10 protein-coding genes and 1 pseudogene are annotated in these 11,940 nt (G+C 70.3%); 7 read left to right on the plus strand and 4 right to left on the minus strand.

Annotated elements, in window-relative coordinates; genetic code table 11:
• Nucleotides 1–5: 5 nt before the first annotated feature.
• A complete protein-coding gene (locus tag ACIQCH_RS18180; RefSeq protein WP_402581930.1) occupies nucleotides 6–1,421 on the minus strand; it encodes an APC family permease in 1,416 nt (471 codons plus the stop codon).
• An 88-nt stretch (nucleotides 1,422–1,509) separates the two neighbouring features.
• Between ACIQCH_RS18180 and ACIQCH_RS18185 the strand changes: the two genes are divergently transcribed.
• Together ACIQCH_RS18185 and ppgK are read left to right on the plus strand one after the other, a co-directional pair.
• The gene (locus ACIQCH_RS18185; RefSeq protein WP_402581931.1) at nucleotides 1,510–2,505 is read left to right on the plus strand and encodes a 4-hydroxy-3-methylbut-2-enyl diphosphate reductase; all 996 of its coding nucleotides are present in this window, start codon (nucleotides 1,510–1,512) and stop codon (nucleotides 2,503–2,505) included.
• Between the two features lie 66 nt (nucleotides 2,506–2,571).
• On the plus strand, nucleotides 2,572–3,327 hold the full coding sequence (gene ppgK, locus ACIQCH_RS18190) for a polyphosphate--glucose phosphotransferase (protein WP_402581933.1): 756 nt from the start codon (nucleotides 2,572–2,574) through the stop codon (nucleotides 3,325–3,327).
• Between the two features lie 74 nt (nucleotides 3,328–3,401).
• Here the strand turns inward: ppgK and ACIQCH_RS18195 are convergent, their stop codons facing one another.
• Nucleotides 3,402–3,950 (minus strand): DUF6542 domain-containing protein, encoded by a 549-nt coding sequence (locus ACIQCH_RS18195; RefSeq protein WP_402581935.1) that lies wholly within the window; start codon nucleotides 3,948–3,950, stop codon nucleotides 3,402–3,404.
• A 137-nt stretch (nucleotides 3,951–4,087) separates the two neighbouring features.
• Between ACIQCH_RS18195 and ychF the strand changes: the two genes are divergently transcribed.
• Complete coding sequence (gene ychF, locus ACIQCH_RS18200) at nucleotides 4,088–5,176, plus strand: redox-regulated ATPase YchF (protein ID WP_402581937.1); 1,089 nt, start codon at nucleotides 4,088–4,090, stop codon at nucleotides 5,174–5,176.
• 134 nt (nucleotides 5,177–5,310) lie between these two features.
• Here the strand turns inward: ychF and ACIQCH_RS18205 are convergent, their stop codons facing one another.
• Together ACIQCH_RS18205 and ACIQCH_RS18210 are read right to left on the minus strand one after the other, a co-directional pair.
• On the minus strand, nucleotides 5,311–5,574 hold the full coding sequence (locus ACIQCH_RS18205) for a type II toxin-antitoxin system RelE/ParE family toxin (protein ID WP_402581938.1): 264 nt from the start codon (nucleotides 5,572–5,574) through the stop codon (nucleotides 5,311–5,313).
• A complete protein-coding gene (locus ACIQCH_RS18210; protein ID WP_402581939.1) occupies nucleotides 5,567–5,836 on the minus strand; it encodes a type II toxin-antitoxin system Phd/YefM family antitoxin in 270 nt (89 codons plus the stop codon). Before ACIQCH_RS18210 ends, ACIQCH_RS18205 begins: the two co-directional genes overlap by 8 nt.
• A gap of 78 nt (nucleotides 5,837–5,914) precedes the next feature.
• On the opposite strand from ACIQCH_RS18210, the pseudogene ACIQCH_RS18215 reads away from it, so the two are divergent.
• The 4 genes and pseudogenes from ACIQCH_RS18215 to ACIQCH_RS18230 all read left to right on the plus strand — a co-directional run.
• Nucleotides 5,915–6,016: pseudogene (locus tag ACIQCH_RS18215) on the plus strand (type II toxin-antitoxin system prevent-host-death family antitoxin); the annotation flags it as partial.
• Entirely contained in the window at nucleotides 6,013–6,267 is a 255-nt protein-coding gene (locus tag ACIQCH_RS18220) for a Txe/YoeB family addiction module toxin (protein ID WP_402581941.1), read from the plus strand. The pseudogene ACIQCH_RS18215 and the gene ACIQCH_RS18220, both read left to right, overlap by 4 nt.
• A gap of 162 nt (nucleotides 6,268–6,429) precedes the next feature.
• Nucleotides 6,430–6,801, plus strand: coding sequence for a hypothetical protein (locus ACIQCH_RS18225; RefSeq protein ID WP_402581942.1), 372 nt, complete (start codon nucleotides 6,430–6,432; stop codon nucleotides 6,799–6,801).
• Nucleotides 6,802–6,828: 27 nt separating this feature from the next.
• Nucleotides 6,829–11,559: a caspase family protein gene (locus ACIQCH_RS18230; protein ID WP_402581944.1), complete on the plus strand. Its 4,731-nt coding sequence runs from the start codon at nucleotides 6,829–6,831 to the stop codon at nucleotides 11,557–11,559.
• The last annotated feature ends 381 nt before the right edge of the window (nucleotides 11,560–11,940 follow it).

Raw genomic sequence — 11,940 nt, forward strand, 5'->3', positions numbered from 1 at the left:
GCAGGCTAACGGCCCGCGCCGACAGAGCCGTCCCGCCCGGACCGGCGCCGCTGGACCAGCAGGACGGCCAGCCCCACCGCCAGCCACGCACCCCCCACCAGCTGCGCCGTCCCCGAGGCCGCCACGATCACCGCCACCGTCACCCCGGCCCCCGCCACCGGCACCGCCAGGTGCCGCCACCACCTCGGCGCCCCGCCCGCCCGACGCACGACGAACCAGCCCACCACCGACGCGTGCAGCAGCAGGAAGGCCGTCAGCGCCCCGATGTCGACCACCGACACCAGGTGGTCGAGCCCGTCGTCGCGGCGGGCCGCCCACACGGCGGCCACCAGCGTCACCGCCGCCGCCGACAGCAGCGCGGCCCGCGGCACCCCGCCCCGCGAGGTCCGCGCCAGCGCCCTCGGCAGCCGCTGCTCCCGCGCCATCGCGAACAGCAGCCGGCCGGCCGCCGCCTGCCCGGCCAACGCGGCGAACGCGGCGCCGACGGCCTTGCTCAGCGCCACCAGGTCGTGCAGCCAGTCGCCCACCGCCGCGTCGACCGTGTCGTAGAACGCGGAGCCCTGCTTGGCCGGGTCGGCCGCCAGCTCCGCCGCCGACAGCGGCTCCAGCAGCGCCGCCAGGTACGTCTGTGCCACGAACAGCACGCCCGTCAGCGCGAGGCAGAACAGCAACGCCCGGGCCACCCGCTCCGACCCCCCGGTCACCTCCTCCGCGAACGCCGCGATCGCGTCGAAGCCCAGGTACGACAGCACCGCCACCGACACCGCGGCCAGCACCGCCCCGAGCGAGAACCCCAGCGAGCCGTCCCCGGTCAGCGGGGACAGCCAGTCGCGCCGCGCCCCGTCGCGCACCAGCACGGTCACCGCCGCCACCAGGAACACCAGCAGCACCGCGACCTCCACCGTCAGCACCGCGAAGCCGACCCGCGCGGCCGCCCGTACGCCCCACAGGTTCAGCAGCGTGGTGACGACCACCGCGAGCGCCGTCCACGCCCACCGCGACACCTCGGGCACCAGCGCGTTCATGGCGATCCCGGCGAAGAGGTAGGCCACCGCCGGGATGAGGAGGTAGTCCAGCATCGCCATCCAGCCCGCGGTCAGCCCCGCCCCCGCGCCGAGCCCCTTGCGCGCGTACGTGAAGACCGAGCCCGCCTGCGGGGCGACCCGCACCATCTCGGCGTAGCTGAACGCGGTGCACGCCATCGCGACGGTGGCGACCAGGTAGACGAGCGCGACGGCGCCGTGCGAGCGGGCGTCGAGGGTGCCGAAGACCCCGACGGGCGCCATGGGGGCGATGAACAGCAGCCCGTAGACGACCAGGTCGCGGAACCCGAGGCTCCGGCGCAGTCGGCCCCCACCCGCGGAGTCGCCCGGCCCCGCGTCGGGGCCCTCGCCCGAGCCGGGGTCCTGGGGCGCCGTCATCGTTCCTCCCGGGGCCACCCGTAGACGATCTTTTCGAACCAGTCTGGGGCACGGGCACGATCTCCGGCCTGCTGCGGACGGCCTTACGATGGACCGCATGACTGCCCCTGCCGCCCGTCGCCGTGTCCTGCTCGCCGCCCCCCGTGGCTACTGCGCGGGCGTCGACCGTGCCGTGATCGCCGTCGAGAAGGCCCTCGAGCAGTACGGTGCGCCCGTCTACGTGCGCCACGAGATCGTGCACAACAAGTACGTCGTGCAGACCCTGGAGAAGAAGGGCGCGATCTTCGTCGAGCGGACGGAGGAGGTGCCCCCGGGCAACATCGTGATGTTCTCCGCGCACGGCGTGGCCCCGGTGGTCCACGAGGAGGCCCGCCGCGGCAAGCTCGCGACCATCGACGCGACCTGCCCGCTGGTCACCAAGGTGCACAAGGAAGCGATCCGGTACGCCAACGAGGACTTCGACATCCTCCTCATCGGCCACGAGGGCCACGAGGAGGTCATCGGCACCTCCGGCGAGGCCCCCGACCACATCACCATCGTGGACGGCCCGCACGACGTCGAGAAGGTCACCGTCCGCGACGAGTCCAAGGTCGTCTGGCTCTCCCAGACCACCCTCTCCGTCGACGAGACGATGGAGACCGTCGACGCGCTCAAGACCAAGTTCCCGCTGCTCGTCTCGCCGCCCAGCGACGACATCTGCTACGCCACCTCGAACCGCCAGGCCGCCGTCAAGGCCATGGGCGCGGACGCCGACCTGGTCATCGTCGTCGGCTCCAAGAACTCCTCGAACTCGATCCGCCTGGTCGAGGTGGCCCTGGACGCCGGCGCGGGCGCCGCGCACCTGGTCGACTTCGCGCACGAGATCGACGAGGCCTGGCTGGAGGGCGTCACCACGATCGGCCTGACCTCCGGCGCCTCGGTCCCCGAGGTCCTGGTCGAGGAGGTCCTCGAGTGGCTGTCCGCGCGCGGCTACGCGGACGTCGAGATCGTCAAGACCGCCGAGGAGTCCATCACCTTCTCGCTGCCCAAGGAGCTGCGCCGCGACCTGCGCGCCGAGGCGGCGGACCTGACCGCGGAGCAGTAGACCCCTGCGGGTGGCAGGGCCGGTCGCCCTGCTGCCGACCGGTCCCGGCTTCCGTACGGTGATTCCATGCAGCAGATATTCGGCGTGGACATCGGCGGATCCGGGATCAAGGGCGCGCCCGTGGACCTGGACCGCGGCGACCTCGCGCGCGAGCGCTACAAGGTGCTGACCCCGCACCCCGCCACCCCCGAGGCGGTGGCCGACGGCGTGGTCCAGGTGGTCTCCCACTTCGGCTGGTCCGGCCCGGTCGGGGTCACCTTCCCCGGCGTCGTGACCGAGGGCGTCACCCGAACGGCCGCCAACGTCGACAAGGCGTGGGTGGACGTGGACGCCCGCGCACTCCTGTCGGGACGGCTGGCCGGCCTGCCGGTGACGGTCCTGAACGACGCGGACGCCGCCGGGGTCGCCGAGATGACCTTCGGCGCGGGCCGCGGCCGTACCGGCACCGTCATCCTCCTGACCTTCGGCACCGGCATCGGCAGCGCGGTGTTCACGGACGGGCGGCTGGTGGCCAACAGCGAGCTGGGCCACCTGGAGCTGCACGGCCACGACGCGGAGAAGAAGGCCTCCACGAAGGCGAAGGAGGACGAGGAGCTGAACTGGGAGAAGTGGGCCAAGCGGGTGCACAAGTACCTCGCCCACGTGGAGATGCTCTTCTCGCCCGAGCTCTTCATCATCGGCGGCGGCGTCAGCCGCAAGGCCGACAAGTTCCTGCCGATGGTCGCGGACGGCATCCGCGCCGAGATCGTGCCGGCCGCCCTGCAGAACAACGCCGGCATCGTGGGCGCCGCCATGGCGGCCCGCCGCTCGGCCACGATCTGAGGCCCGGCCGCGGGGCCGCTGGGGGCGAGCTCCTGCCCTCACCGGCGGTCAGGACTCCCTGGACGGCGGACCCCTCAGCTCGCCGCCGTCCGCTTCGGGCGGCGGCGACGGCTGATCAGCACCGCCTTGCGGACCAGCACGATCAGGGCGGCCAGCAGCGTCCCCGCGTACAGCCAGCCGGCGTGCAGCGCGAGGGCGGTCACCACCCCCATCAGCTGCCCGCCGAAGCCGCCCGAGCCGCCGGCGATCGGCCACACCCCGGCCGCGAACGCGATCGGTACGGCGATGGGCGCGGTGACGAGGTCCGCGGGCCGCACCCACAGCGCGGTGGTGGCGGCCACGGGCACGAAGAGCAGCCCGTACGCGATCATCGACCCGTCGAAGAGCAGCCAGTCCAGGCCCGCCACGACGGCCATCGCGGCGCACGCGAACAGGCCGCCGCCCAGCCCCGTCAGCCGCGGGTTGGGCAGCCGCCGCAGCAGCGGCATCCGGCGGCCACCGCGCGCGCCCCGCAGCTGCGCCCCGCGCGGCCGGGCCTCGGCGTACTGCGGGGGCAGGGCGGGCCGCCGGCCCTGGGGCCGTCGCTGGGGGTGATTCGGCGATCGCGTCCTGTGTTGCTCCACCTGACAAAACTAGGCCGCGCGGGACCTGGAGGGCCCCTGGACACGTCGACCGCCGCTCATCGGAAAGTAAACTGTCCGGTGGTCCGTCTCCGGACCGGGTGTCCATGCCCCCCTCCAGCTCACGGGAAGTCGCCAACGTGTCGCTCACGATCGGAATCGTCGGCCTGCCGAATGTCGGCAAGTCGACCCTGTTCAACGCCCTGACCAAGAACGACGTGCTGGCGGCCAACTACCCGTTCGCCACCATCGAGCCGAACGTCGGCGTCGTCGGCGTCCCGGACCCGCGCCTGGCCGTGCTGGCCGGCATCTTCGGCTCGGCGAAGCTCCTCCCGGCCACGGTCGACTTCGTCGACATCGCCGGCATCGTGCGCGGCGCGAGCGAGGGCGAGGGCCTGGGCAACAAGTTCCTGGCGAACATCCGTGAGTCGGACGCGATCTGCCAGGTCATCCGCGCCTTCAAGGACGAGAACGTCGTGCACGTCGACGGCAAGGTCTCGCCGAAGGACGACATCGAGACGATCAACACCGAGCTGATCCTCGCCGACCTGCAGTCCATCGAGAAGGCGGAGCCGCGCCTGACGAAGGAGTCCCGCCTCCAGAAGGACAAGGTCGCGGTCCTGGCCGCGGTCGTCGAGGCGCGCAAGATCCTCGAAGAGGGCCACACCCTCTTCTCGAAGGGCATCACCAAGGGCACGGAGCAGGGCGACCTCCTCCACGAGCTGCACCTGCTCACCACCAAGCCGTTCCTCTACGTCTTCAACGTCGACGAGGACGAGCTGACGGACGACGCCTTCAAGGCCGAGCAGTCCGCGCTGGTCGCGCCGGCCGAGGCGATCTTCCTGAACGCCAAGCTGGAGGCGGACCTCGCCGAGCTGGACGACGAGGAGGCCCTCGAGCTCCTCCAGTCCGTCGGCCAGGAGGAGCCGGGCCTGGCGACGCTGGGCCGCGTGGGCTTCGACACCCTGGGCCTGCAGACCTACCTGACGGCCGGCCCGAAGGAAACCCGCGCCTGGACCATCAAGAAGGGCGCCACCGCCCCCGAGGCGGCCGGTGTGATCCACACCGACTTCCAGCGCGGCTTCATCAAGGCCGAGGTCATCTCCTTCGCCGACCTGGTCGAGTGCGGCTCGGTCGCCGAGGCCCGCGCCAAGGGCAAGGCCCGCATGGAGGGCAAGGACTACGTCATGCAGGACGGCGACGTGGTCGAGTTCCGCTTCAACGTGTAACCGTCTCGCTACCGCATGTTAGATAGTTTCGTCAAACATGCAGGTCAGAAGGGGTCGGGCTCTGTCGAGTCCGACCCCTTCGTCGTCACCGTGCTGGATGGGTGCTGGATATTCTGATGCGGGGTCAGTGGTGATCAGGTCTCGTGAACGGTGGACCGGTGCCCCACGTGGACGACCCAGACCACCAGCTCCCCGTTGTCGATCGTGTAGACGACGCGGTAGTCGCCGACGCGCAGCCGGCGGCGTTCGGGCTGGGACGCGAGCGCGGTGGTGTTGAAGCCGAGTGGATCGCTTTCCAGCTCGGTCAGCTTGGCCAGGATGCGCAGCGCCATCTCGCGCGGGATCTTCCGAAGCTCGGCCTGCGCCTCGGGGCGGAAGACGGTTCGGTACTCACTCACTGCGCGCCAGCGTCTCCCTCATGACGTCCTCGATCGGGATGCCGGGTGCGGGGTTGGCCATGCGCTCGTCGATGATCCGATTGATCTCGCGCTCTTCCCACTCCTGGTACTTGCGCAGCACCTCGATGGAGACGACGGCGGCGACTTCCTTGCCGCGGCGAGTGATCACCGTCGGCACGTCGTCGCGATCTGCGCGCTCCACGACCTCCGCCAAGTGTGCGCGCACGTCGCGGATGGACTCGATGGGCAGCGGCTGCGTCATGCGCTCAAGCGTACCGAGTGTGCCATGTGTACACAATGACTCCTCGTGGCGGTGGGCGGGCCCCTCGTCGTCGACTCCCGGCTTCTCAAGGCGTACGAGAATGCCCTGGCGAACATCAACGCGTCGGAGCGCGAGCTGATCGATCCGGACTCGGCGGACGCGGGCGCGGGTGCCGCGTGAGGCTCGTCTTCGAGGATCAGGGCCGGGAGGACTACACGTCCTGGCTCAAGAACGACCGCAAGATGCTCGCCCGGATCAACAAGATCATCGAGGACACCAGGCGCGACCCCTTCACCGGCATCGGTAAGCCGGAGCCGTTGAAGTACCACCTGCCTGGCGTGTGGTCGCGGCGGATCGATGACGAGCACCGCCTGGTCTACCTGGTGACGGACGAGGAGATCGTCATCCTCGCGGCCCGGTACCGCTACTGACGGCACCTGCGGGTGCGGGTGGCGTCGAGGGCGCTCCTCCCGTGTCGGGACGGTGCTGGGAGCGGACTGATTTCATGCCTTTTTCCAACGCCGCCCCGAGCCCAAGCCCCGTCGGTATAGTCGCGCGTACATGCGTCGCCTGTGAGACAGAGGGGTCCAACTGTGCCTATCAGTCTGGTCTGTGTTGACGGCTCGGAAGACCTTTCCTCGCTCCAGGACGCCGTCAACCGGCAGGTCGGCAGGCCGGACTTCACGGTCGAGATCATCAAGAAGCGCAGCGCGCCGGGGGACATGGGCGTACTGGACGAGGGACTCGCCTTCGCCTCCACGCACCCGGAGGTGGTCGAGGCGGCTCTGACCGCCTTCCTCATCTGGCTGGAGGCGCGTCTCGGGCGGACCAGTACCTGGACGGTGTCCAACGGCAGGCGCACCGTGCAGGTGGAGGCGACGAAGCTCGACCGTCAGGCGCGGGAATCCATCGCGGAGCTGCTGAAGGACGCGGACGAGGAAGAGACGGACCGACCGGGCAGCTGAGTCCGTCCCTGAGGAAGAGGGCCGTTGATGACCAGCCAGCCCAGACCGTTCGACCCGCAGCGATCCCGTGCCGTGCTCATCGGTTGTCACGAGTACCCACAGAGCCCGGGACTGGATGGCCTGCCCTCGGTCCTGCACAGCCTCGACGCGATGAGCGATCTGCTGCAGAGCTGGGGGCTCCCCAATCGCAACTGCGTGCAGCTCAGCTCCCACAACGGATCGCTGCGGCCCGACGACGTCCTCATGGCGCTGGACAACACGGCACGGTCTCCAGAGCAGATGGATCTCTTCCTGGTCTACTTCTCGGGACATGGGTACCCCCTCGGCGACCAAGGACTCCACCTCGCGTTGAGTCATACGACGTCGGTGGAGACGAAGAGCGGCAGCCTGGCCTTCCGGGACGTCGCCCATACGCTGCAGGCCACCAAGTTCCCCGCCGACCACGTCATCGTGATCCTCGACTGCTGCCACGCCGGCGCGGCGATCGACCACGTCCGGGCCGAACTGCAACAGCCCGGGGCCGTGGAGAAGATCGCCCTGCTGGTCGCGGCGGACAAGGACAAACTGGCCCGATCGCCGGTGGAGGACGGTCCCAGCTTCTTCACCAACGCCTTAGTCAGGGCCGTCTCCGAACTGGCTCCGCCGGACGTCACGCACCTGAGCCTCGACCGTCTCGCCCTCCTGATCAACACGCAGGCGGACCACCACAACCGCAACCTCGGACTCCTCGACTTCGACAAGCGCGTACCGGACGCGCTCGTGTCACCCGGCGGGATCCGACACCTCCCCTGGCTCCCCAACCTGGCGCCGAAGAACGTGGCCGCCACGGAGCCGGAGTCCGCGCAGGGTTCCTCCCCGGCCGCGGCCGGGCACGAGGACCCGGCGCCGGACGAACCCGGCGCCAGGCCCCTCCACCAGGAGCCCCCGGCCCCCATGGGGCTGAAATGGCCTTGGGACTACCGGCCGACCGGTCGCCCGGTCCTTCCGCGGCCGAAGCAGTTCACCCTGCTCCAGGACCGTTCCCGGTCCGGTGCCGTGGTGCCGGTGACCGGGGAGCCGGGCGTGGGCAAGAACTTCCTCACGGAGATCTTCCTGGGCACCCCCGAAGGCGTGTGCGCCGCCCTGCCCCAGGACCCTTACGTCCTCCGCCTCGACCTCGACCTGATCCGGTACAACAGTCCCGTCCCGGCCCTGAGGTCGCTGCAGCTCGCCCTGGGAGTGACCAGGGAGCACACCGCCAACCTGGAGCCGACCACGGCCCACTTCGCCGACGCCCGCGAACGCGCAGTGACGGAGCTCGCCCGTCGCGCAGGCGCGCGGCCGCTGGTCCTGTACATCACCCTCCGCGCCACCAGGACCGACCTGCGCAAGGTCTACGAGGACCTGGAACTGCTCCTCGCCTACCCGCTGTTCCGGGACGCACTGGTCCTGCTGGTCGCCGGCCGGAACGCCGGAGGCGTCACCGGCAACGGCCAGCTGATGCCTGCCGCGGCGGTGCCCGTACCCGGCCTGGAGCGGGGCGAGGCCGCCGAACTCATCCGTCAGCTCCTGGACGAGCAGGGCGTCACCGGCCCGGATCCGGACGAGGCGCTGCGGCTGGCCGGCGACGACACGATGACCCTCCGCCCGGTCGTGCTGATGCAGGCCGTCGCCGCCCTGGGGGCGCGCATGAGCCTCCTCAACGAGCAGCCGGACAGCGCCCGCCTCGGCAAGGAGATCAGGCGCGCGACCCACTACGTGATCGAGCCGGTGCTGGTCGAATCCGGCTGCCGGCTCCGGGAGGGGGCCGAGCCGGGCGCTCTCGCCATCCTGCTGGCATGGGTCCAGCTGGGCGCTCCACCCCTCGTGGTGGAGGAACTGCCGGCCGCACTGAAGCCCCTCCAGGGGGTCGTGGACTGGCTGCGGGCATCCGGAGTCCTGGTGGACACCGTCCCCGGCGGAAGCCGGCTGGAGGTCACGGTCGGCTCGGTGGCCCAGGACGCGCTCCGGGAGATCCGCAGAAGACTCCAGTTCTCCCCCCACGACCGGTACGGGGAGAACCGGGTTCCCGACGTGCTCCTCGGCGCTCCCCAGGTCGACGAGGCGGAGGTCGACCGGCTCATCGGCCAGGCGTCCGCCGAGCTCCTCGCCCACGTGCAGCAGTTCGGCGCGCCGCCGAGCCCGGAACAGGTCGACACCCCCGCGGACGACGGCCGTCGGACACACGAAGAGTTCCAGACGGTGGGTGTCCTGGAACGGGCCCTCAACGAACTCGACGAACTGGAGCTCCCGGGCCTTTCCCCGTCACGCCTCGCAGAATGGTCCGAGACGCGGTCCGTCCTCACCGCTCACCTGCTGGCACAGTCCGTCGACACCCCTTTCCTCCCGGTCGACCTCAAGGAGTCGCAGGCCGGCCTGGGCCGGCTGCAGAGCAAGTCCCCGAGCCGTCCCCAGGGCGCGTTTCCTCCCTTCCAGCTCGGTATCGCACGGCTCAACGTGCTCTCCCGACTGCCCGTCCACACGCCGGAGCTGCGCGAGAACCTGTCGGAGGTCCTGCTTCACCTCGAAGAGGAGTTCCACCGGAGGCCGGGCATCGGCCGTATCGAGATCAACACGCTGGACCGCCTCACGCTGCTCTGCGCGCGGCAGCTGGACGCCGTCGACGAGGTCTGCGAGTTCCGTACCTACGTGCTGGAACAACTCGCCCACGACTTCAGCCTCGACTTTTCGACAGGGCGGGTGAGAAGGGTCCTCGCCCTGGCCGGCTGGGGCCTTCAGACGGTACAGCTCACCGACGACCACGACGTCCTGCGGCGGATCGCCCGATCGGTGGCGATGCTCATCGACAGTCTCGAGGACTCGATCAAGGCGTCGCCGGGCGACGGGCTCGTACGCCTGTCCCATCAGTTGCACCTGCTCGAAGCGCGGGTCGGTGACGACCCGGAGAAGCAGGCCCGGCACATGGTCGGAGCCATCCGGATCGCGACGGAGTCCGCCCAGGTGGGCATGGGGCAGCAGTTCGAGAAGACGCTGGAAGCCGTCATCGCCCAGGAAACGGCCGCAGCGACTCTCGGATGCCTGCTGAAACACCTCCTGACCTACGACCCGCACGGGCCCGCGGTGGGTCTGCCCCCGCTCGCCCGCTGGCGGGCGGCCAGCCAGGCGATGAACTCCCTCAGCTCGGCACGTTCCTCGCTGCTCGGGATGGAGCGGCTGGCGGTGCTGGAGGACATCGAGGCGTCCGGCTCGCTGGTTCCGGGGTCGGACAGGGACGAGTGGGTCTTCAGGGCGTTCCTCCTGGCGGCCGGCGTTCCGGACAAGGAGTCCCTGGGCATGCACCAGGAGGTGCTGAGGGACCTGCGTGAGGTCAAGGCCGGCCTGGACCGCTCGTTGGATGCCGACCAGGACTGGATGGTGCTGCGCAGCTGGCTCACCATGACCACCATGCTGTCCCAGCGGGTCTGGTCCGAGACGCTGCGGGACGCGGCGGGCCCGGCGTTCACGCAGTGGACGGCCGAGGTCGGGCGGGCCGCCGACAAGAGGGATCCCGGCGCGTGGTCCGTTCTCGTCGGTCAGCAACTGCTCGGCGAGACGGACTCCCCGCTCGTCCTGCCGGCGCCGTGCCCCTTGGCGCCGGCGCCGGGGCCTGACCTCGAGCAGAAGCTGCGCGCCGTTCATGCGGACCGTGAGGCCGGGGTCCGGTCGTTCGCCGAGAGCTACGGGCCGTCGAACACCTGGTTCAGGGCGCACCACTCCCTGGAGCGCCGCTTCCTGCACGAGCTGGCCGCCATCTCCGGGGGAGAGATCCCGAACGGGGCGTTCCGCCAGATCTACTCCGTGACCGAAGGACGGCAGCCACCACCTCAGTACGAGTTCCTGACGATCATGGCCAAGGACGCCATGGCCGACTGGACCTTCGCCACAGCCGCCAATAGGGCGGATCCCAGGCGCAAGACCCTGCCCGAGTACAAACGGCGGGAACTGCTCCTGCTCCGTGCGGACGCCCTGCTCCGGGAAGGACTGTGGAAGACCGGTCCCGGACCGCAGCGGAGCCGCTTCCTGGAGACCGCGCACCGGGAGCTCGCGGAGTCCCCGAAGCCCGCGCCGGGACACTGGGGCGAGGTGCTGCGACTCCGTGCGGCGTGCGCGTTCCGCCCGTCACCGAACCCCTCCCTGGCGGGGGTCCCCGCCGAGCTGGACGGCCTACTGACCTCGGCGGAGCAGACCGGCTTCCTCCAGCTCGCATCAGGGCTCACGGACCTGGGCCAGGTCACCACGGAAGGCGAGCGCAGCTCCTTCACCGATGCCCTGACCGACCTCGGCGCCACGATCGAGACGGTGCGACAGCTGGCCCTCTTCCATCTGGAGCAGGCCGAAAGGCTGTGCAACTTCGTCCCCGCATGGGAGCCCCGGGAACCGGAGGATCCGCGGCTCACCCTTCAGTCCGCGGCGGGGAGCGAAGAGCTCGTGAGGAACCGCCTCGTCCGGGCGTGGGCCTGTCTCAACGCGGCGGTATGGCTCAACCCGGGAAGCTGGGAGAGCCGGGTCGCCCTCGCGCTGGCCCAGGGCCGTGTCCTGGCCCTCGCCCACCTGGTCTGGGGCGAAGGCGCCGCCCAGGAGCTCGAGCTGGATCAGGGGTACACCGGATCCAGCGCCGACTTGGGGCGCGCTCTGCTCGGCTTCGCGGTGGACCACACCGTGAACCACGGGCGGATGACCGGGAAGCGGCTGCTCAGGGTCTTCAGCACGGACGAACCGAACCCGTCCCACCACTCCTGAGCGCCGGGCCCGGCCCCGGAGGCCCGGCGCTCCGGGAGGTGAGTTGACACGGGCCTCCGCGATGCGTAATCTCCTCCGAGCTGTCCGACGTGAGCACCGACCCAGGTCGGCCCCGGACAGTCATTCCGCAAGAACCCATTCGAACGAACGATGCACCCTGTCGTCTCGTTTCCATGCGTATTTGCGAATGAGGAATCCATGTCCGAAGGACACGGTCGCCGATTAGCTCGGAGGCCGGGAATCCGCTACTGTCTCACTCGTCGGAAGGGCCGATCGGTCCGGATGACAAAGCCCGCTGACTGGGAGTCAGGCCCGAAAGGATCTGATAGAGTCGGAAACGCCGAAAGGGAAAAGCCCCCCGAGAGGGAAACGGGCCGGAAC

This window comes from Streptomyces sp. NPDC093225 (assembly GCF_044753805.1).
Lineage (GTDB): Bacteria > Actinomycetota > Actinomycetes > Streptomycetales > Streptomycetaceae > Streptomyces.

Excerpts from the sequence above, each read along its gene's own strand:
- ACIQCH_RS18180 (WP_402581930.1), bottom strand. The coding sequence starts at position 1,421 with ATGACGGCGCCCCAGGACCCCGGCTCGGGCGAGGGCCCCGACGCGGGG.
- ACIQCH_RS18185 (WP_402581931.1), top strand. The coding sequence starts at position 1,510 with ATGGACCGCATGACTGCCCCTGCCGCCCGTCGCCGTGTCCTGCTCGCC.
- ppgK (WP_402581933.1), top strand. The coding sequence starts at position 2,572 with ATGCAGCAGATATTCGGCGTGGACATCGGCGGATCCGGGATCAAGGGC.
- ACIQCH_RS18210 (WP_402581939.1), bottom strand. The coding sequence starts at position 5,836 with ATGACGCAGCCGCTGCCCATCGAGTCCATCCGCGACGTGCGCGCACAC.
- ACIQCH_RS18230 (WP_402581944.1), top strand. The coding sequence starts at position 6,829 with ATGACCAGCCAGCCCAGACCGTTCGACCCGCAGCGATCCCGTGCCGTG.